We start from the raw sequence: 23,738 nt of genomic DNA on the forward strand, positions 1-23,738 counted from the left end.
TCCTTTTCCGTCGAGGCCTCGGCTGCGAGCGCCCCGAATCTTTTGCAGAACATTGTTTTTGGAGGAACACCCGATCATGACCGAAACCGCAGGCATCCAGAACCCCGGCCGCACCGACGCGTCGCAGATGACGGCGCTGTACCCGGAGATGGCCGGCAAGGTCGCAGTCGTCACCGGCGCCGCGCGCGGCATGGGCGCGGCCTTCGCGGCCGGTCTCGCGACCCGCGGCGTCAACGTCGTCGGCGCCGACATCAACGAAGAGCAGATGGTGGCCACCGCGCAGGAGATCAACGACTCGCTCGCCGCCGACTCGCTCGCCGCCGACTCGCTCGCCGAGACCCCCGGCCGCGTCGTCGGCGCCCGCGTCGACGTCACCAAGGCCGACGAGCACGAGGCGCTGGCGCAGGCCGCGCTGAAGGAGTTCGGCCACATCGACTTCTGGATCAACAACGCCGGCATCTTCCCGTTCGCCCTCGTCGAGGAGATCTCGCCGGAGCAGATCGCCGCCGTCCTGGACGTCAACGTCGAGGGCGTGCTGTTCGGGTCGCAGGCCGCGGCGCGTCACATGGCGCCCGGCGGCGCGATCGTGAACATGTCGTCGGTGTCGGCGTCGCGCATCCGTCGCGGCCGCGGCGCCTACTGCACGTCCAAGGCAGCGGTCGCGCACCTCACCGAGTCGCTCGCGGTGGAACTGGGCGACAAGGGTATTCGCGTCAACGCGATCGCTCCCGGCTACATCGACACCGAGATGACCCGCTGGGTCCGCGAGGATCCGGCCGCGCTCGAGCACGCGCTGAACGTCGTTCCGCTGCACCGCCTCGGCTCGCCGGAGGAGGTCTTCGGACCGCTGCTGTTCCTGCTCTCGGACAGCGCCCGCTACGTCACCGGCCACTCCATCGCCGTCGACGGTGGGTCGCGCCATGTCTGAGTCGATCGCTTACCCGGGCGTCGTCCTCGTCACCGGCGGCGCCGCCGGAATGGGCGCCAACCACGCGAAGGCGCTCGCCGAACGCGGCGTGCACGTATGCGTCGCCGACGTCGCGGACACGTCCGCCGTGCTCGCTGAGATCCGGGATGCCGGGGGCAGCGCGTCGGCGCACGAACTCGACGTCGCCGACCCGGCCGCGTGGACTCGCGTGATCGACGAGATCCGTTCCACCAAAGGCGAACTCGGTGGCCTGGTCAACAACGCCGGGATCAGCCGCCGACGCGAGTTCATGGACACCCCGGACGACGTCTGGGAGTTGACCATGCGGATCAATCTGTTCGGACCGTTCTACGGGATGAAGGCCGCCGCTCCGTTGATGAGGGAGAGCGGGGGCGGATCGATCGTGAACATCTCGTCGATCTCCGGCCAGGTCGGGTACTTCTCGCCGGCGTACGCGTCGAGCAAGTGGGGCCTGACGGGCCTGTCGAAGTCGGCGGCCGGACAGTTCGCGAAGTGGGGGATCCGGGTGAACTCGGTGCACCCCGGCCTGGTCGGCACCGCTCTCGTCGGGGGAGCGGACGCCTTCGTCCAGGCGTCGCTGGACAGCATCCCGGCCGGACGCATGGGCACCGTCGACGAGATCACGAACGCGGTGTTGTTCCTGCTGTCCGACCGGTCCACGTACATGAACGGAAGTGAGGTGACGGTGGACGGCGGCCTGGTGTCCAACGGGCTCTACCACCGCATCCTCGCCGAGACGGGAGGTGTCCTCTCATGAGTGAAGACAACTGGGACGTTGTCGTCATCGGCGGCGGCGGAGCCGGACTCGCGGCGGCGGTGTCCGCGGCGGAGCAGGGCGCGTCGGTGCTGCTGTTCGAGTCGCAGACCGAACTGGGTGGCTCGACGCAGCTGTCGGCGGGGCTGTTCACGGCTGCCGGGACCAGCGTCCAGCGCGGCCTCGGCATCGAGGACACCGCCGAGAAGTTCTTCCAGCACTACATGGACCTCAACCACTGGATCCTCAAGCCGGGCCTGGTCCGCGCGTTCTGCGAGAACGCCGGGCCGACGCTCGAATGGCTCATCGGTCTGGGTGTCGAGATCCCCGCCCGGGAGTCGGCCAACGCGCACATGCCGGGCCTGTGCCAGGCGGGTGTCGAGGACGTCTGGCGCGGGCACGTGCCCAAGGACCAGGGCTACGGGCTGGTCCAGGTGCTCGACAAGGCCCGCCGCGAGCGGGGCGTCGAGGTGGTCATGAACACCCGCGTCCAGGCGCTGGTCGTCGAGGACGGTTCCGTGGTCGGTGTCGTGGCCGACGACATCGAGGTCCGCGCATCCGCGGTCGTGATCGCGAGCGGTGGATTCGCGCAGAACAAGGACCTCGTCGACCGGCTGTACCCGTTCGCGAACCGGGGCGGGGACTCCCTCTTCGTGGTGGCCGCGCCGGGCAGTCAGGGCGATCACCTCAAGTTCGGCGAGCAGGTCGGCGCCGCGGTCACGGGCGAGGGCTGGGGCCTCATGCTGCCGACGGCGTACTTCCAGCGCTACCACCACTGGCAGTCGGGTTTCCCGCCGAAGTCGCGGATCTACGTCAACGGTGACGGCCGGCGCTTCATGGACGAGGACGCGTCGTACGCCGTCTCGACCGGGATCATCGACGCGCAGGAGGGCGGCGCCTGGGTCGTGTTCGACGAAAAGGCTCGCTTGAATCTTCCTGCCGGATATGCTGATTGGGCTCCGGAGCGGATTCTCGAAGAGGTCGACTCCGGACGGACACTCCGAGCCGACTCCCTCGCGGAGCTGGCCGGGGTCATGGACGTACCGGCCGGCGCGCTCGAGGCGGCTGTCGCGCGGTGGAACGAACAACTCCCGAACGGTGCGGACGACGACTTCCTGCGTCACCGCACCCTCGCGAACAAGGGTTCCACCGCCAACCCGGACCCGATCGACGAGGGTCCGTTCTACGCCGCGCGGTTGCTCCCCGCGGAACTCGTCTGCACCCATGCGGGTGTCGAGATCGACAGCAATGCAGCAGTTCTGGATCAGACCGGTCGTCCGGTCGACGGACTGTTCGCGGCCGGAGAGGCCGGGGCCGGAATCCTCGGTCTCCGGTACGTAGGCGGCGGCAACGCCGTGGCGAACGCCCTCACGATGGGCCGGATCGCCGGATTGAGCGCCGCGCGCACCGCCCGCGGCGAGTCGACAGCGACGTCGGCGGCAATGACAACTGCAGGAATCTGACACCGAGCGTGTTGCACACCGAACACTTACAAAGGACCATCCATGGCAATGAACGACATTGTGGAGCCCGCGGTTCGTAACTCCGAGCCCGCCCGCGGGCCGGATCCCGCGCCGGCCGAGCAGAAGCAGTCCACCGTCAAGGTGGTTCGGGCGGCCATCGTCGGCACCGTCGTCGAGTACTACGACTTCGGCATCTACGGCTACATGGCCACGATCATCGCGTCGCTGTTCTTCGTCTCGGAGAACGACACCGCCGCGCTGCTCGGTACGTTCGCGACGTTCGCCGTCGCCTTCTTCCTGCGGGTGCCGGGTGGCATCTTCTTCGGCCACATCGGCGACAAGTACGGCCGCAAGAACGCCCTCTCCTGGACCATCCTGCTGATGGTCGTCGCTACCGCGGCGATGGGCATGATGCCCACCTACGTCACGCTCGGCGTGTGGGCGACGGCGATCCTGGTGCTGGCCCGCTGCCTCCAGGGCTTCGCGGCCGGCGGCGAGCTGGGCGGCGCCAACGCCTTCGTGTCGGAGTCGGCTCCGGCCAAGTGGCGCGCCTTCCAGACCTCGATGGTCAACTCCGGCACCTACATCGGCTCCCTCGTGGCGTCGCTGACCGCGCTGGCGCTCACCTCGGTGTTCACCCACGACCAGATCATGTCGTGGGCGTGGCGAATTCCGTTCCTGCTCAGTGTCGTCATCGGTGTGGTCGGCATCTGGATCCGGAACCACATGGAGGACACCCCGCAGTTCAAGGAGCTCGAGGACAAGGGCGAGACCGCGAAGGTCCCGGTCAAGGAGCTGCTCACCAGCTCCGGCGCCTCGCTCGTGAAGATCATCTTCCTCGGCGCGCTCATCACCGGCGGCTACTACATCGCCTCGGTGTACGCGGCCACCTACCTGCAGAAGGCCGGCGGGCAGTCGTCCACCGTCGCGTTCCTGTCCACGTCGCTGGCGCTGGTCCTCGGTGTGATCACGCTGCCGATCGCGGGCTACCTGGCCGACCGCTACGGCCGCAAGCCCGTGCTGTTCGTCGGCAGCATCGCGGCCGTCGTGCTGGGCATCCCGATGTTCATGCTCATGGCGGGCGGCAGCATCTGGCAGGCGGTCGTCGGCCAGTCGGTGCTGTTCATCACGGTGTCGGTGGTCAACGGTGCGTCGTACGTGACGTACGTCGAGATGCTCAAGGCGTCGGTCCGCTACAGCGGTCTCGCGCTCGGCAACAACATCACCAACATGGCGCTCGGTGGCACGGCCCCGTTCATCGCGACGTGGCTGATCGACGTCACCGGCAACCGGCTCGCGCCGGCCGGCTACTTCGTGTTCTGTGCGCTGCTCACCCTCTGCGCGGTGTTCTTCGTCAAGGAGACCAAGGGCATCGAGCTCCGCGCCGACTAGAACGGCTCGGTCGGGCCCTGCCGGTGGCGACACCGGCAGGGCCCGTTCGTCCGACAGGAGATACACATGTCGCTCATCGACAAGCAGGAGATCACCGAGGTCCTCTACCGCTACGCACGAGCGGTGGACCGCAAGGACTTCGACCGCGTGGCCGACTGCTACTTCCCCGACGCGATCGACAACCACGGCGGCTACATCGGCACCGTGGACGGCCTGATCGAGGACATGAAGTCCCGGCACGCCACGATCGACTCGTCGCTGCACTACATCACCAACGTGCTGATCGAGCTCGACGGCGACACGGCGAACGTGGAGTCGTACTGCCTGTGCTACCTGCGGCAGGCCCCGGCGCGGCCGGGGGAGGCGCAGTCGCGCGCCACCATCAAGTGCCGCTACGTCGACCGCTTCGAGCGGCGCGACGGTCAGTGGCGCATCGCGGACCGCATCGTCGTGTTCGACGAGTCCGTGACCGACGAGATCGAGGACGGCCTGGCCCCCTCCTGGGTCCGATCCCGTCGGTCCTTCGAGGACCCGGTCTTCACCGGAAAACCTTGATCGGCAACGCTTCCGGGTTCGCGAAGACGACAGCGCCGGCGCCCCGCCCGCGGGGTGCCGGCGCTGCCGTGTGTGCAGTTACTGCAGCGGGGAGAGAGCCTGCTCGATGCTGGTCATCATCGCGACCGGAGCCTCGAACATCGCGTAGTGTCCGGCATTGGCCAGGATGTCCAGCTCGCACTGCGGCAGCTGCTCCATCCACGTGGCCTTCATCGTCTCCGCACCGAGCGCCGGGTCGTGCTCGCCGACGATCGTCTTGACCGGGATGGTCGTCTGCGGCAGCTCGGCGACGAAATCGGCGCCCGCCCAGGAGCGCAGGTAGGCGCCGAACGCCGGACGGGCCGTGAAGTCCACCGAGAACTGCGTCATCTGTCGCAGCCAGTACGCCGACTGCCGGTTACCGGTCGTGAAGTCCAGGATCGCGTAGCGGTTGCCGTCCTCGTTCTCGGCACCCGTGAACAGCGCGTCGCTGTCCGCGTCGAACGGGACACCCGACGCCGGCACCGGGCTGATGCCGATAACCGCGGTGATCCGCTCGGGGGCGTCGGCGAGCACGCGCAGCGCCGCGGCACCACCCATCGAGTGACCGATCAGGGCGAAGCGGTCCCAGCCCAGCTCGTCGGCGAGGGCGAGGGTGTCCGCCGAGATCTCCTCGAGCGTGTAGTCGCCGGCCTCGTCCTTGCGGGCGCCGTAGCCGCGGTAGTCGATCAGTGCGTACGTGTACACGTCGGGATCGACGAGCTCGGGCAGCATGCCCCAGCCCTCGGACGTGCCGAACCAGCCGTGCAGCGCGATCACCTTGACGGGGCCGTGACCGACGATCTTGTGCGCGATTGCCATTCGAGTTCTCCTTGCCTGATCAATGGGCCGAAGGGTCCCTTCACACGCTGACAGCGCATGAAGGGACCCTTCAGCTCATGCGACGTCGTCGAGATCCACGCCCTTGGTTTCCCGGCTGAACGCGAGGGCGATCACCGTGATCGCCATCGTGACCACCAGATAGCCGACAACCATACCGACACCGAAGTTCTCGATGAGCCAGACCGCGATGAACGGGGCCGGCGCACCGGCGATGATCGACGAGCCCTGGAACACCAGCGACGAACCGGCGTAGCGGTAGCGGGTGGGGAACAGTTCGGTGATCCACGCGGCCTCCGGGCCGGCGAGCATGCCGTGGAAGAACGCGCCCACGCACACGCCGAGCCACAGCATCGGCAGGCTCTCGAGCTGGACCAGCCAGAAGAACACCGGGGCCCACACCACGAGGACGATCGCCGGGACGAGCATCGCCTTCTTGCGGCCCACGCGGTCGGACCACGCGCCGCCGCCGATCATGCCGACGAACTGGAACAGCGACGCGAACGTGACGGCCATGATGACGTCGCCGCGGTGGAAGCCGTAGTACGTCGTGGCGTACGCGATGACGAAGACCGTGTAGACGTAGAACGCGATGTTCTCGCCCAGGCGCATGCCCAGGCCGGTGAGCACCGCGCGCGGGCGGGACAGCGCCTCGAGGATGCTCGAACGTTCCTGTGCCGCCGGAGCCTTCGCGGCCTGCTCCTGCGCCGCCTTGAAAACCGGGGACTCCTCGACGCCGCGGCGCACCCAGAAGCCGACGATCAGCAGCGGGATCGCGAACAGGAAGGCCACACGCCAGCCCCACTGGTCGAACGCGTCGTCCGTGAGGAAGAGGCCGAGCACCGAGACGACCACGGTCGCCAGGACGGTGCCCATCGGGGCGCCGGCCTGCGGCCACGACGCCCAGAAGCCGCGCTTCTTGGGTTCGCCGTACTCGCTCACCAGCAGCACCGCGGCACCGAACTCACCGCCCAGTGCGAAGCCCTGGATCATGCGCAGCACCACCAGCAGGACCGTCGCCCAGATGCCGATCTGGTCGTACGTCGGGAGCAGGCCGATCGCGGCGGTCGCGCTGCCCAGCATGATGAAGGTGGTCACCAGCATCGGCTTGCGACCGAACTTGTCGCCCAGGTGGCCGAAGACGATGCCGCCCAACGGGCGTGCGACGAAGCCGAGGCCCTGCGTCGCGAGCGCGAGCAGCAGCTTCGCGACGCCGTCGTCACCGGGGAAGAACAGCGGGCCCAGGACGGTGGCGGCCAGGATGCCGTAGATCGCGAAGTCGTACCACTCGAGCACGGCACCGGCCATGCTGCCGGTGAGGACGCGCTTGAAGCTGGACTTGGGCGGCTGCGCGCTCGCGGACGCGCCGGGCACGGCGGGTCCGGTGACGGTCGGAGATCCCATGACGGATCCTTTCGGGTGCTGGAGAGATTCTGGGAGGTGGGTCAGAGTGCGAGGGTGACCTTCGTGCCGCACGCGCGCGAGCAGCAGGTCATCATCGACTTGTTCTGGGCCCGTTCGGTTTTGGTGAGCACCATGTCGCGGTGATCCACCTCGCCGTCGAGGACGGGGGCTTCGCACGATCCGCACAGCCCCTCCTCGCAGTCGCTCTGGATGTCGATGTTCGACGCGCGGAGGGCGTCGAGCACCGTCTGATCCGCGGCGACCTGGATCGTCAGACCGGAGTCACGCAGTTCGACCTCGAACGCGTGCTCGTTGGCCGGGTCGAGCGTGGCCAGGTTCGACGTGAAGTGTTCGACGTGCAGCGAGTCCTCGGGCCAGTGCGCGGTGGCCTCGTCGAGCGCGGCGAGCAGACGCTCCGGGCCGCACGAGTAGATCTGGGTCCCGTCGACGGGCGTCGCGAGCAGTGCCGGGATGTCGAGGCGGTTGCCGGCCGCGCTCGAGTGCACCTCGACCTTGTCGCCGTGGTCGGCCGTCAGCCGGTCGAGCAGCGCCATCGTCGCGACATCGCGCCCGCAGTAATGGATCTCGTAGTCCTTGCCGGACGCCTTCGCGTGGTCGGCCATCGCGATGATCGGCGTGATGCCGATGCCGCCGGCGACGAAGATGTAGCGCTGCGCGTCCGGGTCGAGCTTGAAGTGGTTGCGCGGTCCGCGCATCTTCAGGGTGTCGCCGGCCTGCAGGGTGCGGTGCACGTAGCGCGACCCGCCGCGGCTCTCGGGCTCCTCGAGCACCGCGATCGTGTACGACGACAGGTCGTTCGGGTCGCTGCACAGCGAGTACTGGCGCGAGAGGTCGCCGAGTTCGACGTCGATGTGCGAGCCGGGGGTCCACTTGGGCAGCGGCTTGCCCGTCGGATCGGACAGCGTCACGCGCACGACGCCGTCGGCCGCAGGCGTGATCGCGTCGACCGAGACGGTGCGCGAGATGTTGGTCTTGGACGGCTCGCCGATCTTCACCGGCTGGCGGTCGTCGAGGATCGACGGGTGGGCGCGCTCCGGGTTCCTTTCCGGATCCCACTGCACCCACACGTGATCCGGCCCACGGAACGACGTGTTGGGCAGGTAGGTGAACTCCTGGTCGGGAACCAGCTCCATGTGCGGGAGACGCTTGGTGAACTCCTCGAGGAAGATCTGCATCTCCATGCGGGCGAGGTTCTTGCCCATGCACTGGTGGCTGCCGTAGCCGAACGTCAGGTGGTCGCTGGAGTTCTCGCGGCGGATGTCGAAGTCGTCGGCGTTGTCGAAGTGGCGCTCGTCGTGGTTGGCCGACGACGTGACGATCAGCAGCTTCGAGCCCTTCGGGATGTCGATGCCGCCGATGGTGGTGTCGTCGGTGACCAGGCGGCGCCACGCGGCGACCGAACCGGAGTGACGCAGGCACTCCTCGACCGCGTTGGGGATCAGGCTCGGATCGGCGCAGATCTCCTCCCACACGCTGCGGTTCTCGAGCAGCAGACGGAAGGCGTTGGCCGAAGCGTTTGCCGTGGTCTCGTGTGCCGCAACGATTCCCGCCATCATCATCGAGTGCAGGTACGAGTCGGTGACGACGTCGGGCTGCTCCTGCTGGACCCGGATGCCGAACGGCATCCAGCCGTGGCCGGACGGATCCTTGCGCATCTTCTCGAGCACCTTGCCGGCGTACTGCCAGAACTTGCCGACCGCCTCGGCGACCGCGACCTGCTCCTCGACCGCCGGGCGGCCCCACGTGTTGACGGTGTGCGCGATCGAGTAGCTGCGCAGCTCGTCCATATCCTCCTCGGGCACGCCGAGGAAGTGCAGCGCGACGGTGAGCGGGACCTCCCACAGCATCTCGTCGACGAGGTCGGCCCGACCGGTCTCGATGAACCGGTCCACGTACTCGCGGGTGAGGCGGCGGACCATCGGCTCGTGGTGGACCAGTTCCTTGGGGGTGAACGGATCCATCAGGACCCGGCGCCGCGGCATGTGCGCGGGTTCGTCCTCGTTCACCATGGTGCGCGCCATCGCGTAGTCGTACTTCGCGAGAGTCGCCGTCGCCTCGTCGGAGACCGGGGTGATCTTCTCCAGCGCGATCGACGGCGAGAACAGGATGTTGTCGCGGAAGACCGCCTTGACGTCCTCGTACCGGGTGACCACCCAGTACCCGAGTTCGGGGCTGTAGAACACCGGCTCCTCGTCGCGCGACCAGCGCAGCGACTCCGCGGGATTCACCTGGTACGGGCCGGTGAAGGGATCGAAGGCGGCGGCATTCGCGGAAACCGGGCAGCCCGTGTTCTGCAGGGCCGTGTGGTCGATCGGGCACACGCTCATGACTTGCATCTCCGTTGTCTCAAAACTCGCATTGAGCTGCGAAGTTACTAATAACGCACATCGTGTATCGGTGAGCGAACTCCGCACAGAGTAAGTGCGGTCACATTCGAGGTCAAGTGCGCTTCACATAACGACGCAGGTGGTCTGTTCTGCGGCTTTGGTGCCACGGGCGGACCGAATCGGCCGCGGAGCGTGTCCGTTTTGCCTGGTTATCCGGCTCCGGAGGGCATGCTGTGGCCCGAGAAGGGCGCCAACGCGTGGCGGGGGAGCGTCAGGCGCTGATGAGGTGTTCGATCTCGCGGGAAGTGCGCATCACCGCGGCCGCGGCCCCGTCGGTGTCGAGTCCGTCGATCGCGACGACGCCGACGCTGCGTTCGAGGCCCGCCGTCGAACCGACGCCCTGCGGCAGCGCGATGCCCGACGCGATACCGACCGCGCCGTGCTCGAGTTGTCCGCGGGTGAGGCTGTAACCGTCGGCGCGAGCCTGGCGGACCGCGTCGGAGTCGCTCGGTGATTCGGGGCGCAGCGCGAGGATCGCGATGCCGGCGGCGCCGCGGTCGAGCGGGTGACTGCTGCCCACGCGGTAGCCGACGCGCAGCAGCGTGCCCTCGGGTTCGGCCACCATGATCACGACGCAGTTCTGTCCCTGAACTGCGGAGACGAACGCGGTCGCGCGGGTCTCGTCGGCGAGCGCATGCAGCACGGGCTGGACGTCGCTCGCGAACTGCGGCTCGAACCTCGACGCGAGGACTGCGGCCGCGACACCGAGCCGGATCCGGCCGTCGCCGGTGCGCGTGACCAGCGCGTGTTCCTCGAGCGTCGCGACGATCCGGTAGCAGATGGCCCGGTGGACGTCGAGCTCCCTGGCCAGGTCGGCCACCGAGATCCCGGCCGAGGACTGCGCGACGATGTCGAGCGCGCGCAGACCACGGTCGAGGGTCTGGAGCGTGCTCATGTCGGATCCTGTTCGTCGGGCAGTCGCCGGTCCGGCGGGTTCGAATCCTTTGTACAGACATTCCTGCGCCGAGCGGTAACCCGTTGCGGCACAGTGCTCGACGCGACGGCCGGCGCCGACGCTCCGCACCGTCCCGCCCATCCGAAAACTAGTTCACAGATATACTATTTGGGTGAATTATCCAGGACGATCTGCGCTGCGCGCGCCCGGCACCTGCCGCGATAGGGTGGCCGCATGAGCGGGGACGAAGGGCGCAGTGCGCAGGCGGCGCAGGACGCGATCGCGCCCGGCTCGCTCGACTTCTGGTCGTTCATCGACCTCGCGAACCGCCGGCTCAGCACCGAGTTCGGTTCCACGCACCAGCTGGCCACGCAGGTTTTACTGACCCTCAACCGGGCCGCCAACGTGGTCACCTACGACCTGGAATCCTCCGTGCACCGGCCCCGCGGACTGTCGTGGTCGGCGTTCCGATTGCTGTTCGTGACCTGGCTCGCCGGTCCGATCGAGCCCAAGAGCGCCGCGAAGCTGACCGGCATGAGCCGCGCGGCGGTGTCGAACCTGACGAAGACGCTCGAAGCGGCCGACCTTCTCGAGCGGACGCCCGACGAGCACGACGGGCGTTCGGTGCAGCTGTCGCTCACCGAGAAGGGGCGGGCCGAGATGGCCGCCACCTACCGCGAGCACAACGAGCGCGAGTACGCGTGGGCGAGCGTCCTCACCGAGGCTGAACAGCACGTTCTCGTCATGCTGCTCGACAAGCTCATCACCAACCGCAGCCAGTTCGACGTCCGCGGCCGCAACTGACGCCACACCCCCGCGATTTGCGCACTTATCGGCGCCACGGGTGCCTGCGCGGGGCCGATAAGTGCGCAAATCGCGGGAGCGGGGAGCGGGCCGGGCGAGTGCGGACTACGAGACCGTTCGTGTGGTTGCGCTCACGCCCCGAAACTAGTTAATCTGTTTACTAACCTCGGAGAGGAACCGGCGGCCGCGACGAACGCAGCCGCGCTGCTGTTCCGCCGACGGTGACGACACAGCCCGGCAGTCAGCGGGCACGACCACATCAGGAGGCCGGTCATGGCGTTCTACCGACAGCTCGGCAACATCCCGCCGAAGCGTCACACCCAGCACCGGGACGAGGACGGCCAGCTCTACTTCGAGGAGCTGATGGGCGAGGAGGGCTTCTCCTCCGACTCGTCGCTGCTGTACCACCGTCACATCCCGTCGGCCATCGTCGACGCGACCGTGTGGGAACTGCGCGACCAGACGACCACCCCGAACCACCCGCTCAAGCCGCGGCACCTCAAGCTGCACGACCTCTTCCCGGAGGAGACGTGGGCCGAGACCGACGTGGTCACCGGGCGCCGGCTGATCCTCGGCAACGGCGACGTGCGCATCTCGTACGTGGTGTCCGCCAAGGAGTCGCCGCTGTACCGCAACTCGCTCGGCGACGAGATGGTCTACGTCGAGTCCGGCGAGGCGATCGTCGAGACCGTGTTCGGTGCGCTGCGCGCCCGTCAGGGCGACTACGTGCTGATCCCGATGTCGACCACCCACCGCTGGGTGCCGCAGGGATCGGAGCCGTTGCGCGCGTACGCAATCGAGGCGAACAGCCACATCGTGCCGCCCAAGCGCTACCTGTCGAAGTTCGGCCAGTTCCTCGAGCACGCGCCGTTCTGCGAGCGGGATCTGCACGGCCCCGCCGAGCCGCTGGTCGCCGAGGGCGCCGACGTCGAGGTGCTGGTCAAGCACCGCGCCGGTGGCGCGATCGTCGGCACCCGCATGGTGTACCCGAACCACCCGTTCGACGTCGTCGGCTGGGACGGCTGCCTGTACCCGTACACCTTCAACATCTCCGACTACGAGCCCATCACCGGCCGCGTGCACCAGCCGCCGCCGGCGCACCAGGCGTTCGAGGGCAACAACTTCGTCATCTGCAACTTCGTGCCCCGCAAGGTCGACTACCACCCGCTGTCGATCCCGGTGCCGTACTACCACTCGAACGTGGACTCCGACGAGATCATGTTCTACTGCGGCGGCGACTACGAGGCCCGCAAGGGCTCCGGCATCGGCCAGGGCTCGATCTCGATCCACCCCGGCGGCCACGCCCACGGCCCGCAGCCGGGTGCGTACGAGCGCAGCATCGGCGTCGAGTTCTTCGACGAGCTGGCGGTCATGGTCGACACCTTCCGCCCGCTCGAGCTCGGTGAGGGCGCGCTGGCGTGCGAGGACGAGGCCTACCCGTGGTCCTGGTCCGGGCGGGGGCCGAACAAGTGACCATCTCGCCGCTGCTGAAGGGTCTGTGTGACGACGCGGCGCTGTTCCCCCCGGGGAACGCGCCGATGGACGCTGCGGTGCCCGCGCACCTCGCGCACGAGCGCAGCGACCACGCTTCGCTCGTCGGCCCGTTCGTGTTCCCGGCGCCGCGGCTCGGTGAGCTGCCCGCCATCGTCGCGGAGCAGGACGGCGAGCTCGAGCTGAGCCTGACGGTGCCGGCCGGCACCGCCGCCGTACCGGCGGCGCTCGAGCAGCTTCGCGCCATCGACGGCGTCAAGCTCGTCGCGATGGAGATCGGCGTTCCCGAGGGGCAGACGCCGGACGAGTTGTTCGCCACCCTCGACGAGATCGCTCCGGCCGCACCGGATGTCGACATCTTCGTCGAGGTCCCGCGTGACGACCGTCGTCCCGAGATCCTGGCCCGGCTGGCGGGAACCGCGTACGCGGCCAAGTTCCGTACCGGTGGCATCGTCGCCGCCGCGTACCCGGACGAGGCCGAACTGGCCGCCGCGATCCACACCGTGGTCGGGGCGGGCGTGCGGTTCAAGGCGACCGCCGGCCTGCACCACGCGGTGCGGAACACGGACCCGGACACGGGATTCGAACAGCACGGCTTCCTCAACGTCATGCTCGCGGCCCACCGGGCCGCGGACGGTGCCAGCCTCGACGAGATCGCGTCGACGCTGGCCGATCGTGACGGGAAGCGTCTGGCAGGCGAACTCGACGCCCTGTCGGCCGAGGCGGTGGACGCGCTGCGCGCGAGCTTCCTGTCCTTCGGCACCTGCAGCATCAGCGATCCGCTGACCGAACTGGTCGGCCTCGGACTGGTGCCCTCAGCATCCACCGGACTCTCCGCGCCTACGGGTTCGGTGGATTCCAACCCGATCGACGAAGGATCCCGCGCATGACCGTCATCTCGATTCCTGCCGATTCCCTGTTCGGTACCGACAACCTGCCCTACGGCGTGTTCTCGACCGCCGACGCGGGCCCGCGGGTCGGCGTGCGCGTCGGCGACAGCGTCGTCGATCTTGCCGAGGCGCTGGGCGACGACGTGTTCGCCCAGCCGACGCTCAACGCGTTCATGGCCCAGGGCCGCGACCGTTGGGTCGCGGTCCGCGCGCAGATCACCGAGCTGGTGTCCGGCGAGATCGCCGACGACGCCGTGTTCTCCGTCGACGACGTCACGATGCACCTGCCGATCACGGTCGCCGACTACGTCGACTTCTACGCGTCGGAGAACCACGCGACCAACCTCGGCAAGCTGTTCCGCCCGGATTCGGCTGCGCTGATGCCGAACTGGAAGCACCTGCCGGTCGGCTACCACGGCCGCTCGAGCACCGTCGTGGTGTCGGGCATCGACATCGTCCGCCCGTGCGGTCAGCGCAAGGCTCCGGCCGATGCGGCCCCCACGTTCGGTCCGTCGATGCGCCTCGACATCGAGGCCGAGATGGGATTCATCGTCGGTGTGGGTTCGCCGATGGGCTCCTCGATCACCCCGGACCAGTTCGCCGAGCACTGCTTCGGCGCCGTGATTCTCAACGACTGGACGGCTCGTGACATCCAGGTCTGGGAGTACGTCCCGCTGGGCCCGAACCTCGGCAAGAGCTTCGCGACGTCCATCTCCCCGTGGGTGGTTCCGCTGCTGGCGCTCGAGGCCGCCCGCGTCGACACCCCGGTGCAGGATCCGACCCCGCTGCCGTACCTGCAGGGCGAGGAGAAGTGGGGCCTGGACATCGACCTCGAGGTCGAGTGGAACGGCGACATCGTGTCCCGTCCGCCCTACGCCCAGATGTACTGGTCGCCCGCGCAGATGCTGGCGCACACCACCGTCAACGGTGCGGCGGCGAGCACGGGTGACCTGTTCGGTTCCGGCACCATCTCGGGTCCCGAGAAGGATCAACGAGGCGCCTTCATCGAACTGACCTGGGGTGGCGCCGAACCCGTCGAGGTTGCCGGCGAGCAGCGCACGTTCATCCAGGACGGCGACGAGATCTCGATCTCCGCGACCGCGCCCGGCGCGAACGGCGGACGTATCGGTTTCGGCGAGGTCCGTGCCCGTATCCTGCCCCCCACCGGTGATGCCCGATGAGCAAGGTTTTCGCAACGGCAGCCGAGGCCGTCGCCGACATCGTCGACGGATCCTCGCTCGCGGTCGGTGGTTTCGGTCTGTGCGGCATCCCGACGGACCTGATCGCCGGTCTCGCCGACCGCGGTGTCACGGGACTCGAGGTGTTCTCCAACAACTGCGGCGTCGACGACCATGGTCTCGGAATCCTGTTGTCGGCCGGTCAGATCCGGCGCGTGACTGCGTCGTACGTCGGGGAGAACAAGGAGTTCGCGCGGCAGTATCTGTCGGGTGAGCTGGAGGTGGAGCTGACCCCGCAGGGCACGCTGGCCGAGCGGCTGCGGGCCGGTGGCGCGGGTATCCCGGCGTTCTTCACCCCGGCTGGTGTCGGTACCCCGGTCTCGGAGGGTGGTCTGCCGTGGCGCTACAACGCGGACGGTTCGGTCGCGGTCGCGTCGCCGGCGAAGGAGACGCGCGAGTTCGGTGGCAAGACGTTCGTGCTCGAGGAGTCGATCGTCGCGAACTTCGCGCTGGTGCACGCCGAGATCGGTGACACCGAGGGCAATCTGGTGTTCAACAAGACCGCGATGAACTTCAACCCGCTGGCAGCGATGGCCGGCCGGACGACGATCGTGCAGGTCGAGAAGCTGGTCGAGCCGGGCGAGCTGGATCCGGCGCAGGTGCATCTGCCGGGTGTGTTCGTCCAGCGGGTGGTGCATACGGGTCTGCAGGACAAGCGAATCGAGAAGCGGACGGTGTCGGCATGAGCTGGTCACGTGAGCAGATGGCTGCGCGCGCCGCGGCGGAGATGATCGACGGCGAGTACGTCAACCTGGGGATCGGGTTGCCGACCCTGATCCCGAACTACCTGCCCGAGGGCGTCAAGGTGGTTCTGCACTCGGAGAACGGCATCCTGGGCACCGGCCCCTACCCGACGGAGGATGCGGTCGATCCGGACCTCATCAACGCGGGCAAGGAGACCGTGACGGTGAATCCGGGTGCGGCGTTCTTCGATTCGGCGTTGTCGTTCGGCATGATCCGCGGTGGGCACATCGACACCGCGGTCCTCGGTGGCATGCAGGTCTCCCGGAACGGGGACCTCGCCAACTGGATGGTGCCGGGCAAGATGGTCAAGGGTATGGGCGGCGCCATGGATCTGGTGCACGGTGCCCGGCGCGTGATCGTGGTCATGGAGCACACGGACCGCGATGGTGGCGCGAAGATCGTCGAGCGATGTTCGTTGCCGTTGACCGGTCGGGCGGTGGTGCAGCGCATCATCACCAACCTCGCGGTCGTCGACGTCACTGATGCGGGGCTGGTGCTCCGTGAACTCGCGCCCGACGTCACCGTCGAGCAGGTCCGCGCCGCGACCGGCGCCGAGCTGGTCGTCGACCTGGCGGGCGAAGCCGCCTAACCCCCCGATCCCCCGTCCGGCCCGGACCTCCCCCCCGTCCGGCCGGACGGGTTCCCAACCTCGGGCGGCGCGACCGCCTCGGCGATGAACTGTGCCGCGCGCCGGAACTCCAGTTCCATGTCGAAGACGGTGTTCTGGCGCCAGTACCGGATCGTCGTCACGTACACGGCGGTCACCATCTGCGAGAGGAAACGCAGGGGGTAGTCCGAGCGCACCTCGCCGCGGGGAATGCCGGCCTCGAGGACGCGGCCGAACGCGACGATGAATCGCTCCGTGCGGGCGGCACTGATCTCCGGTGTCGCGAGGTCCCGGTCGAGTTCCCGGGTGGTGGCCCGGAAGTACTGTTCGAGGGTCACCGCGGCTTCGACGACGTCGTCGAAGAGTGAATGGATTCGTTCGGCGGTGGTCAGGTCCCGCGCGAGCAGGTCGTCGATGATCCCGGGCAACTTGTCCATGTGGCCGCCGTGCAGCGCTGCGAGAACGGCGTCCTTGTTCTCGAAGTAGTTGAAGAACGTGCCCCGCGAGACGTGCGCGGCCGCCGCGATGTCGTCGATCGTGGTGTGGTCGAACCCCTGTTCGGAGAACAGTGTCCGTGCTGCTTCGACCAACCGCTCACGTGTCCGCTGCTTCCGTTCCTCACGTCGAGTGACGATCTCTCGCTCGTCCGTCATGTTGCCCCCGCGTTCCACCCAGCATTCCGACCGGCCAGTACAAAACAGAACCTACCCCTTCGGGCCGGCGCCGTGAGGACAAACCTCACGAACTGGACATCAGTCGCGGGGCGCAAGCGACTCGGCCGCGTAACGAGCGGCCATGCCGAAGCCGTCGGCGAGGTCGTAGTCCGGGTCCTGTCGCCAGTAGCGGATGGTCGAGACGTAAATGGCGGCGACCATCTGGGCGAGGAACAGCGGCGGGTAATCCGCACGAACCTCGCCGCGCTCGAGTCCCGGCTCCAGGATCCGCAGGATCTCGTCGTTGAATCGGTCCGTGCGTTCCACGCTGATCTCGGGTGTTGCGAGGTCGCGTTCGAGTTCCCCGGTCACGGCACGTAGGAATCCGGGCAGGTCCTCCGTCGCCTGCACGAAGTCCGCGAACAGGCCGAGGATGCGCTCCTCGGTCGTCAGATCCTGGGCCAGCAGGTTGTCGATCGTCGCCGCCAGGGAGGCCATGTTGCTGGTGTGCAGCGCCCCGAGCAGTTCGTCCTTGGTGTGGAAGTAGTTGAAGAACGTGGCGCGCGAGACGCCGGCCTGGTCCGCGATCTCCTCGACGGTCGTGCCGACCACCCCCCGCTCGGCGAACAGCAACCGCGCGGCGTCCAGCAACCGTCCGCGCGTCTGCTGCTTGTTCCGCTCGCGTCGGCCGAGTGTCGTGGGGTCGTTCATGCTCTTCAGATATCTCCCGATCGAGGATCTACAGCGGGCCGATCTCGACCCGATCCAGGGTTCCTGCCAGGGCGGAGGGCGCCCGGTGGTCGTTGCTCAGGGCGTAGCCATGTCCAATCCCCCTCCAGCGCGAGCTCGTCCCCCAGTCCGTGCCGACCTCGCCAGGTTCGAACTCTCGGACCCGGCGTAGTGCCGCGTGGCGCCCAGCAGATTGTAGTGGCAGGCGCGTCGTGGCGGATGTTTCGGTATGTCGGCGGCCCACATTCGAGCGCGATCCCGGAAAGAAATAGCGAACCTGTTCCAAAAACCTAGACTAGCGTCTATCTTTAGCCTCCGAGTCTAGAAATCGGGAGATCGAGTGAGATCTCCGGAGCTGTAGCGACATTCGGTATCGGTGTCGGACCTCAGTCGACGAAGAGGTTGCATCCTGACCGGCGAGATCGGAGACGATTCATGACGGTGCGGTACGAGCGGGACGGACGTGTCCTCGTGGTTCGGATCGAACGCGAGGAACGCCGCAACGCGATCGATCGAGAGACCGCCGAAGGCCTGGAGGAGTCATTCGACCTCCTGGACGACGACGACGAGCTGTGGGTCGGTGTCGTGACGGGAACGGAGCGAGTGTTTTCCGCCGGTACCGACATTCGCGAGCGGGCGGACCTGCGCATGCCCCGCGGCGGCGAGTACGGGATCATCCGACGCCAGCGGGTCAAGCCGCTGATCGCCGCGGTCGAAGGCTATGCACTCGGCGGAGGATTCGAGATCGCGCTGGCGTGCGATCTCGTGGTCGCGGCCCGGACGGCTGAGTTCGGGCTGCCCGAGGCGCGCCGCGGCCTGGTCGCCAGCTCGGGTGCGCTCTTCCGCGCCCCTCGTGCGCTGCCGATCAACGTGGCACGCGAGTTGCTGATCACCGGTCGAACACTCTCGGCGGAGCGTGCTTTCGGGCTGGGGGTGGTCAACGAGGTCACCGAACCCGGCGGGGCGCTCGCGGGAGCGATGACGATGGCGCGTGAGGTGTGCGAGGCTTCGCCGGTCTCGGTGCGTGAGAGCCTGCGCGCGCTCGACGCGCTCACCTCGGCTGACGACGCACGCGGGTGGGAGGCCACCGCCGACGCCCTGCGGGTGGTTCTCGACTCGGACGACTTCCGGACGGGCATCGAGGCCTTCGCGGCGCGCCGCGAGCCGGTGTGGCGCGGGCGGTAGTCCGTCCGCGCGACGGGAACTGTTGAACTTCGGAGAGGGGCACGGAAGATGGCGCAACGCAGAGGCAAGGCCATAGCGATGAGCAGCGAGGAGGTCGACGCCTTTCTCGCAGCCGAGCGCACCTGTCGGGTCGCGACGGCAGCCGGCGACGGCCGCCCGCACGTGGCCCCGTTGTGGTTCGTCTGGGACGGCGAGTACCTGTGGCTCAACTCGATCGTGAAGAGCAAGCGCTGGTCTGATCTGCAGCGGGATCCGCGGATCGCGGTCGTGATCGACGCGGGCGAGCAGTTCCACGAGCTCCACGGCGTCGAAATCGGCGGCGCCGCGGAAGTTGTCGGCGAGGTCCCGCGCACCTCGACGCCCGACCACTCGGTCGCGAACGCGGAGTTACTGTTCGCCCGCAAGTACATGGGTGGTGACCACTTCATCGCCGACGGTCGGCACGCGTGGCTGCGGATCAAGGCCGACGAGGTCGTCAGCTGGGACTTCCGGAAGAACGCTGTGCTGCAGCAGTGGTCGCGCTAGGCGTTCTCGCACAGTCGGATACAGCGTATCGAGGCCGGGTCACGTCAGTGGCCCGGCCAGTTGTCGTCGCCCGCGTCGGCCCGTCCCCACGGACTGGAACTGGACTCTAATTTCCTTGCCGATTTCGTTGACATCGGTGGCCGGTGGCTGCTGTACTTCTTGCGGATCCGGGGTGTGACCACCGTCGCGAAGCGGATCGAGAGTGTCTGCACGACAAGAGATCCCGATTCGATCTCTTCTCCGATCCGATTGTCGCCCGGGCGGGCCGTCCGCCGTGAGACCGCCGTGGAGCGATGCTCGGAATCACTTCGTAAGCAAGAACTGGAGGTACGGGCATGACCACCGAGAGCGTGATGCCTGACGGTGTGGAAGCGAAGATCACCACGACGGAGACCGATCTGGAGGACCTGCGGGGGCGGTTGGAGGGATGGCTCGCCGACCGACTGGACGCCGACACCGTGCTGTGTGTGTACAACCTCAGCCGTCCGGGACACTCCGGGATGTCCAGTGTCTCTGTGCTCTTCGATCTCGACTGGACCGCGCAGGGTGTTCCGCACACCGCGCACCTGGTTGCGCGGCTCGCTCCCGAGGCCACCGCCTTCCCTGTGTTTCCGGGATACGACCTGCAGCATCAGTTCGACGTCATGGCCGCGGTCCGCAAGCACAGCGACGTGCCGGTTCCACACGTGCGGTGGGTCGAGACCTCGGCGGAGCCGCTGGGAAGCCCCTTCCTGGTGATGGAGAGGGTCAGCGGGGCCGTGCCGGTGGACAACCCGCCGTACGTCTTCGGTGGGTGGCTGCACGAGCTCGACGCCGACGGGCGGGAAGCCTTGCAGGAGGCCAGCGTCCGGGTTCTGGCACGGGTACACGCGATCGAGGATCCGGCCGCGAAGGCTCCGTCGCTGGCGGTTCGGTCCGGAGAGTCGAGCCTGCGCCGCCACTTCGAGAACGAGCGTGCGTACTACGAATGGACAAGGCGGAACGATGGACTGCGCATCCCTGTGCTCGAGCGGGCATTCGACTGGCTCGAGGCGCACTGGCCGGCCGAGCCGTCGCCCGACGTGCTGTGCTGGGGCGATTCGCGGATCGGCAACATCATGTACGACGGGACGTCACCGGCTGCGGTGCTGGACTGGGAATCCGCGGTACTCGCTCCGCGCGAGCTCGATCTGGGTTGGTTCCTCTTCTTCCACCGGTGCTTCCAGGACCTGGCCGAGCAGTTCTCGATGCCGGGACTACCCGAGATGTTCCGGCGGCCCGACGTTGTCGCGCAGTACGAGAACGCAGCCGGGGCACAGGTTCGCGATCTCGACTTCTACCTCGTGTACGCGGCACTGCGGCACGGCATCGTGATGTCGCAGATCGAGCGCAGACGGATCCATTTCGGCGAGGTGGAGATCCCCGAGAACCCCGACGAGTACGTGCTGCACCACCGCATGCTCGCGCAGTTGATCGACGAAACCTACGAATGGGAGAAGTGATGAAGCCGGTTCCGCTCGACGAGTTCCCGGTCCACCAGTCGCCGTTGTCGATGGCCCGGGTGGCCACCAGCGACCGAAACTTCTACGACCGTTGCTACTTCAATGCACACGACCGCACGGGTGACGTCTTCCTCGTGACGGGGCTCGGCGTGTACCCGAATCTCGGTGTCGTCGACGCCTTCGCGACGGTGCGGCAGGGTGATTCGCAGGTGGCGGTGCGATTCTCGGACGCCCTGGACGAGCGGTCGACTGACACCGCGGTCTGCGGGTACAGGATCGAGGTCGTCAAGCCGCTGGAGACGATCCGGTTGATCTGCGAGCACGAGGACCTGTCGTTCGACATGACATGGGAGGGCTCGTTTCCCTCGGTGCTCGAGGAGCACCACATGCTGATGGCCGGACCGCGGCCGATCCTGGACGCGACCCGGTTCGCGCAGGTCGGCAGCTGGTCCGGGACGATGTCGGTGGGTGGCCGCGACCTGACCGTGGACCCGCAGACCTGGACGGGGACGCGCGATCGTTCGTGGGGTATCCGCCCGGTCGGTGAACCGGATCCGCAGGGACGGATGGGGGACGAGCCCACCGGCGGCCACTGGTGGACCTACGTGCCGCTTCGCTTCGACGACTTCGCACTCATGGTGATCGTCCAGGAGTCCCCGGACGGGTACCGCACCCTCAGCCACGCGACCCGCGTGTTCGCGGACGGCCGTGTCGAGCAGCTCGGGTGGCCGCGTATCGAGATCGGCTACAGCAGTGGCACACGGCATCCCGTGTGGGCGCGGATGCACCTCACGACGCCGGCGGGTGAGCCCCTCGTCGTCGAAATCGAGACGGTCGGCTTCGTGGCACTCAACGTCGGTGCCGGGTACGGCGGCGACTCGGATTGGACGCACGGCGAATGGCGCGGCCGGAACTGGTCGTCGTCGTCGGTGTACGACCTCACCGCGCCCGAGATCGTCGGCAAGCTCCCGTACGGCACCATCGACCACATCGCGAAGGCGACCTGTGACGGCCGGGAGGGCTGGGGCATGTTCGAGCACGCCGTCATGGGCCGCCACGATCCGTCGGGATTCGTGGGCTGGCTCGACATGGCTCCCTGATCGGACATCGCACGCCGCGAAGGGCCGGACGGCAGTCGCCGTCCGGCCCTTCGCGCGAACGCTGACGCCCCCGGATCTGGGCGAAGAGAGATTTCTTCAGCGAGACAGTCGATCTCGGAACTATTGACACGTGTCAATTTTCTACCTACCGTGTGAGGTACCTCACTGAACTTGGTGTGGGCGGCTTCGGCGCAGCGCCCACCTCGTGATCCACATCGAACGGAGCATGATGGCGAAACCCGTGACATGCATCATCGGAGCCGGGATCAGCGGCCTGACCGCCGGCAAGATGCTCACCGACTACGACATCCCCTACGAGTGCTTCGAGAGTTCCGACCGGATCGGCGGCAACTGGGCGTTCGGAAATCCGAACGGACATTCGAGTGCCTACCGCTCGCTGCACATCGACACGTCGAAGACTCGGTTGTCGTTCAAGGACTTCCCGATTCCTCAGGAACTCCCGGACTTCCCGCACCACACCGACATCAAGCGGTATCTCGACGACTATGCCGAGGCCTTCGGGCTGCTCGACCGGATCAGTTTCCGGAACGGCGTCGAGCACGCGGAGCGACTGCCCGGTGGCGGGTGGGAGATCCTCACGCAGGACGGCGAGACACGTCGTTTCGACTTCCTCGTCATCGGGAACGGGCACCACTGGGACCCCCGGCTCCCGGACTTTCCCGGCGAGTTCACGGGGGAGTCGATCCACTCCCATGCGTACATCGATCCCGAGACGCCGCTGCATCTGCGGGACAAGCGAATTCTCATCGTCGGCCTCGGTAACAGCGCGGCGGACATCGCGGTGGAGCTCTCGCACCGAACCCTGCGGAACAAGGTCACGCTCTCGACCCGTTCGGGCGCCTGGGTCGTGCCCAAGTACGCGTTCGGTGTCCCGGCCGACACGCTGATCCAGACGATCCCGCAGATCCCGCTGTCCTGGCAGCGCCGGATGGGCCGACGGGGCCCGATCTTCCTGTCGGGTCGCCCGGAGAAGTTCGGGTTGCCCAAGCCCGACCATCACTTCGGCGAGGCGCATCCCACGCAGTCGCAGGAGCTCTACATTCGCCTGGGCTCGGGTGACCTGAATGCGCGGCCGAACATCGAGCGGCTCGACGGCGAGACGGTCCACTTCGTCGACGGCACGAGCCAGGACTTCGACGTCATCATCTACGCCACCGGCTACAACATCACGTTCCCGTTCTTCGACGAGGATTTCCTGAGCGCGCCCGGCAACAATTTCCCCCTGTACAAGCGCATTTTCAAGCCCGGTTTCGACGATCTCGCATTCATCGGCTTCGCGCAGTCGGCGCCGACGCTGTTCCCGTTCGTCGAATGCCAGTCCCGAACGCTCGCCGCGTACCTGGCCGGCACCTACCGGCCGCCGTCGGCTGACGAGATGAACCGCGTCATCAAGGAGGACGAGGCGCGTTTCGTGGGTCACTTCAACAACCGGCCCCGGCACACCCAGCAGGTGGACTACTACATCTACGAGCACGAGATGCGGACCAAGGAGTTGCCCGCCGGGCTCGACCGGGTGCGCAGGAGCGGCCCGGTCCGATTCGCCGGTGTCCCGGCATGATGAGGAGCCGTACGCCGTAACCGACCCGAAAGCC

Annotated in this window: 22 protein-coding genes; 16 read left to right on the forward strand and 6 right to left on the reverse strand. The window is 67.5% G+C overall.

Features of this window, described 5'->3' with window-relative positions; all coding sequences use genetic code 11:
* Positions 1 to 76: 76 nt before the first annotated feature.
* From ABI214_RS15465 to ABI214_RS15485, 5 genes are all read left to right on the forward strand, one after another.
* Entirely contained in the window at positions 77 to 928 is an 852-nt protein-coding gene (locus tag ABI214_RS15465; RefSeq protein ID WP_348603409.1) for an SDR family NAD(P)-dependent oxidoreductase, read from the forward strand.
* A complete protein-coding gene (locus ABI214_RS15470) occupies positions 921 to 1,706 on the forward strand; it encodes an SDR family NAD(P)-dependent oxidoreductase (RefSeq protein WP_348603410.1) in 786 nt (261 codons plus the stop codon). The genes ABI214_RS15465 and ABI214_RS15470 overlap by 8 nt, the downstream gene beginning before the upstream one ends.
* Positions 1,703 to 3,166: an FAD-dependent oxidoreductase gene (locus ABI214_RS15475; RefSeq protein ID WP_348603411.1), complete on the forward strand. Its 1,464-nt coding sequence runs from the start codon at positions 1,703 to 1,705 to the stop codon at positions 3,164 to 3,166. The genes ABI214_RS15470 and ABI214_RS15475 overlap by 4 nt, the downstream gene beginning before the upstream one ends.
* 42 nt (positions 3,167 to 3,208) lie before the next feature.
* Entirely contained in the window at positions 3,209 to 4,558 is a 1,350-nt protein-coding gene (locus ABI214_RS15480) for an MFS transporter (protein WP_348603412.1), read from the forward strand.
* Positions 4,559 to 4,624: 66 nt separating this feature from the next.
* Positions 4,625 to 5,113 carry a nuclear transport factor 2 family protein gene (locus ABI214_RS15485; protein WP_348603413.1) on the forward strand — a complete coding sequence of 163 codons (489 nt, stop codon included), beginning with the start codon at positions 4,625 to 4,627 and terminating at the stop codon, positions 5,111 to 5,113.
* Between the two features lie 78 nt (positions 5,114 to 5,191).
* Here ABI214_RS15485 and ABI214_RS15490 read toward each other — a convergent pair whose 3' ends face one another.
* From ABI214_RS15490 to ABI214_RS15505, 4 genes are all read right to left on the reverse strand, one after another.
* Positions 5,192 to 5,953, reverse strand: coding sequence for an alpha/beta fold hydrolase (locus tag ABI214_RS15490; RefSeq protein WP_348603414.1), 762 nt, complete (start codon positions 5,951 to 5,953; stop codon positions 5,192 to 5,194).
* A 75-nt stretch (positions 5,954 to 6,028) separates the two neighbouring features.
* Entirely contained in the window at positions 6,029 to 7,375 is a 1,347-nt protein-coding gene (locus ABI214_RS15495; RefSeq protein ID WP_348603415.1) for an MFS transporter, read from the reverse strand.
* A gap of 41 nt (positions 7,376 to 7,416) precedes the next feature.
* Positions 7,417 to 9,723: a cytochrome P450/oxidoreductase gene (locus tag ABI214_RS15500; protein ID WP_348603416.1), complete on the reverse strand. Its 2,307-nt coding sequence runs from the start codon at positions 9,721 to 9,723 to the stop codon at positions 7,417 to 7,419.
* 271 nt (positions 9,724 to 9,994) lie between these two features.
* Positions 9,995 to 10,678 (reverse strand): IclR family transcriptional regulator, encoded by a 684-nt coding sequence (locus tag ABI214_RS15505; RefSeq protein WP_348603417.1) that lies wholly within the window; start codon positions 10,676 to 10,678, stop codon positions 9,995 to 9,997.
* Positions 10,679 to 10,912: 234 nt separating this feature from the next.
* On the opposite strand from ABI214_RS15505, the gene ABI214_RS15510 reads away from it, so the two are divergent.
* The 6 genes from ABI214_RS15510 (at position 10,913) to ABI214_RS15535 (ending at position 16,434) form a co-directional block, all read left to right on the forward strand.
* Positions 10,913 to 11,482: a MarR family winged helix-turn-helix transcriptional regulator gene (locus ABI214_RS15510; protein WP_348603418.1), complete on the forward strand. Its 570-nt coding sequence runs from the start codon at positions 10,913 to 10,915 to the stop codon at positions 11,480 to 11,482.
* 273 nt (positions 11,483 to 11,755) lie between these two features.
* Positions 11,756 to 12,955, forward strand: coding sequence for a homogentisate 1,2-dioxygenase (locus ABI214_RS15515; protein WP_348603419.1), 1,200 nt, complete (start codon positions 11,756 to 11,758; stop codon positions 12,953 to 12,955).
* Complete coding sequence (locus ABI214_RS15520; RefSeq protein ID WP_348603420.1) at positions 12,952 to 13,863, forward strand: hypothetical protein; 912 nt, start codon at positions 12,952 to 12,954, stop codon at positions 13,861 to 13,863. Before ABI214_RS15515 ends, ABI214_RS15520 begins: the two co-directional genes overlap by 4 nt.
* The gene (fahA, locus tag ABI214_RS15525; protein WP_348603421.1) at positions 13,860 to 15,044 is read left to right on the forward strand and encodes a fumarylacetoacetase; all 1,185 of its coding nucleotides are present in this window, start codon (positions 13,860 to 13,862) and stop codon (positions 15,042 to 15,044) included. Before ABI214_RS15520 ends, fahA begins: the two co-directional genes overlap by 4 nt.
* Entirely contained in the window at positions 15,041 to 15,787 is a 747-nt protein-coding gene (locus ABI214_RS15530) for a CoA transferase subunit A (protein WP_348603422.1), read from the forward strand. Before fahA ends, ABI214_RS15530 begins: the two co-directional genes overlap by 4 nt.
* On the forward strand, positions 15,784 to 16,434 hold the full coding sequence (locus ABI214_RS15535) for a CoA transferase subunit B (RefSeq protein ID WP_348603423.1): 651 nt from the start codon (positions 15,784 to 15,786) through the stop codon (positions 16,432 to 16,434). The genes ABI214_RS15530 and ABI214_RS15535 overlap by 4 nt, the downstream gene beginning before the upstream one ends.
* On the opposite strand, the gene ABI214_RS15540 is transcribed toward ABI214_RS15535, so the two are convergent.
* On the reverse strand, positions 16,431 to 17,105 hold the full coding sequence (locus ABI214_RS15540) for a TetR/AcrR family transcriptional regulator (protein WP_348603424.1): 675 nt from the start codon (positions 17,103 to 17,105) through the stop codon (positions 16,431 to 16,433). The genes ABI214_RS15535 and ABI214_RS15540 overlap by 4 nt on opposite strands.
* Before the next feature lie 99 nt (positions 17,106 to 17,204).
* Positions 17,205 to 17,816 (reverse strand): TetR/AcrR family transcriptional regulator, encoded by a 612-nt coding sequence (locus tag ABI214_RS15545; protein WP_348603425.1) that lies wholly within the window; start codon positions 17,814 to 17,816, stop codon positions 17,205 to 17,207.
* A gap of 453 nt (positions 17,817 to 18,269) precedes the next feature.
* Between ABI214_RS15545 and ABI214_RS15550 the strand changes: the two genes are divergently transcribed.
* The 5 genes from ABI214_RS15550 to ABI214_RS15570 all read left to right on the forward strand — a co-directional run bounded on the left by ABI214_RS15550 (position 18,270) and on the right by ABI214_RS15570 (position 23,704).
* Entirely contained in the window at positions 18,270 to 19,019 is a 750-nt protein-coding gene (locus tag ABI214_RS15550; RefSeq protein WP_348603426.1) for an enoyl-CoA hydratase-related protein, read from the forward strand.
* Between the two features lie 48 nt (positions 19,020 to 19,067).
* Positions 19,068 to 19,544: a pyridoxamine 5'-phosphate oxidase family protein gene (locus ABI214_RS15555; protein WP_348603427.1), complete on the forward strand. Its 477-nt coding sequence runs from the start codon at positions 19,068 to 19,070 to the stop codon at positions 19,542 to 19,544.
* 335 nt (positions 19,545 to 19,879) lie between these two features.
* Positions 19,880 to 21,025 carry a phosphotransferase family protein gene (locus ABI214_RS15560; protein WP_348603428.1) on the forward strand — a complete coding sequence of 382 codons (1,146 nt, stop codon included), beginning with the start codon at positions 19,880 to 19,882 and terminating at the stop codon, positions 21,023 to 21,025.
* A complete protein-coding gene (locus tag ABI214_RS15565) occupies positions 21,025 to 22,125 on the forward strand; it encodes a DUF7064 domain-containing protein (protein ID WP_348603429.1) in 1,101 nt (366 codons plus the stop codon). Before ABI214_RS15560 ends, ABI214_RS15565 begins: the two co-directional genes overlap by 1 nt.
* A gap of 229 nt (positions 22,126 to 22,354) precedes the next feature.
* Positions 22,355 to 23,704, forward strand: coding sequence for a flavin-containing monooxygenase (locus ABI214_RS15570; protein ID WP_348611660.1), 1,350 nt, complete (start codon positions 22,355 to 22,357; stop codon positions 23,702 to 23,704).
* The last annotated feature ends 34 nt before the right edge of the window (positions 23,705 to 23,738 follow it).

The organism is Prescottella soli, assembly GCF_040024445.1.
In the GTDB taxonomy this organism is placed as follows: domain Bacteria; phylum Actinomycetota; class Actinomycetes; order Mycobacteriales; family Mycobacteriaceae; genus Prescottella; species Prescottella soli.

Bases quoted from the DNA above. Each gene is read 5' to 3' on its own strand.
- ABI214_RS15465 (WP_348603409.1), top strand. From the start codon at position 77: ATGACCGAAACCGCAGGCATCCAGAACCCCGGCCGCACCGACGCGTCG.
- ABI214_RS15470 (WP_348603410.1), top strand. From the start codon at position 921: ATGTCTGAGTCGATCGCTTACCCGGGCGTCGTCCTCGTCACCGGCGGC.
- ABI214_RS15475 (WP_348603411.1), top strand. From the start codon at position 1,703: ATGAGTGAAGACAACTGGGACGTTGTCGTCATCGGCGGCGGCGGAGCC.
- ABI214_RS15480 (WP_348603412.1), top strand. From the start codon at position 3,209: ATGGCAATGAACGACATTGTGGAGCCCGCGGTTCGTAACTCCGAGCCC.
- ABI214_RS15485 (WP_348603413.1), top strand. From the start codon at position 4,625: ATGTCGCTCATCGACAAGCAGGAGATCACCGAGGTCCTCTACCGCTAC.
- ABI214_RS15490 (WP_348603414.1), bottom strand. From the start codon at position 5,953: ATGGCAATCGCGCACAAGATCGTCGGTCACGGCCCCGTCAAGGTGATC.
- ABI214_RS15495 (WP_348603415.1), bottom strand. From the start codon at position 7,375: ATGGGATCTCCGACCGTCACCGGACCCGCCGTGCCCGGCGCGTCCGCG.
- ABI214_RS15500 (WP_348603416.1), bottom strand. From the start codon at position 9,723: ATGAGCGTGTGCCCGATCGACCACACGGCCCTGCAGAACACGGGCTGC.
- ABI214_RS15505 (WP_348603417.1), bottom strand. From the start codon at position 10,678: ATGAGCACGCTCCAGACCCTCGACCGTGGTCTGCGCGCGCTCGACATC.
- ABI214_RS15510 (WP_348603418.1), top strand. From the start codon at position 10,913: ATGAGCGGGGACGAAGGGCGCAGTGCGCAGGCGGCGCAGGACGCGATC.
- ABI214_RS15515 (WP_348603419.1), top strand. From the start codon at position 11,756: ATGGCGTTCTACCGACAGCTCGGCAACATCCCGCCGAAGCGTCACACC.
- fahA (WP_348603421.1), top strand. From the start codon at position 13,860: ATGACCGTCATCTCGATTCCTGCCGATTCCCTGTTCGGTACCGACAAC.
- ABI214_RS15530 (WP_348603422.1), top strand. From the start codon at position 15,041: ATGAGCAAGGTTTTCGCAACGGCAGCCGAGGCCGTCGCCGACATCGTC.
- ABI214_RS15535 (WP_348603423.1), top strand. From the start codon at position 15,784: ATGAGCTGGTCACGTGAGCAGATGGCTGCGCGCGCCGCGGCGGAGATG.
- ABI214_RS15540 (WP_348603424.1), bottom strand. From the start codon at position 17,105: ATGACGGACGAGCGAGAGATCGTCACTCGACGTGAGGAACGGAAGCAG.
- ABI214_RS15545 (WP_348603425.1), bottom strand. From the start codon at position 17,816: ATGAACGACCCCACGACACTCGGCCGACGCGAGCGGAACAAGCAGCAG.
- ABI214_RS15550 (WP_348603426.1), top strand. From the start codon at position 18,270: ATGACGGTGCGGTACGAGCGGGACGGACGTGTCCTCGTGGTTCGGATC.
- ABI214_RS15555 (WP_348603427.1), top strand. From the start codon at position 19,068: ATGGCGCAACGCAGAGGCAAGGCCATAGCGATGAGCAGCGAGGAGGTC.
- ABI214_RS15560 (WP_348603428.1), top strand. From the start codon at position 19,880: ATGACCACCGAGAGCGTGATGCCTGACGGTGTGGAAGCGAAGATCACC.
- ABI214_RS15565 (WP_348603429.1), top strand. From the start codon at position 21,025: ATGAAGCCGGTTCCGCTCGACGAGTTCCCGGTCCACCAGTCGCCGTTG.
- ABI214_RS15570 (WP_348611660.1), top strand. From the start codon at position 22,355: ATGGCGAAACCCGTGACATGCATCATCGGAGCCGGGATCAGCGGCCTG.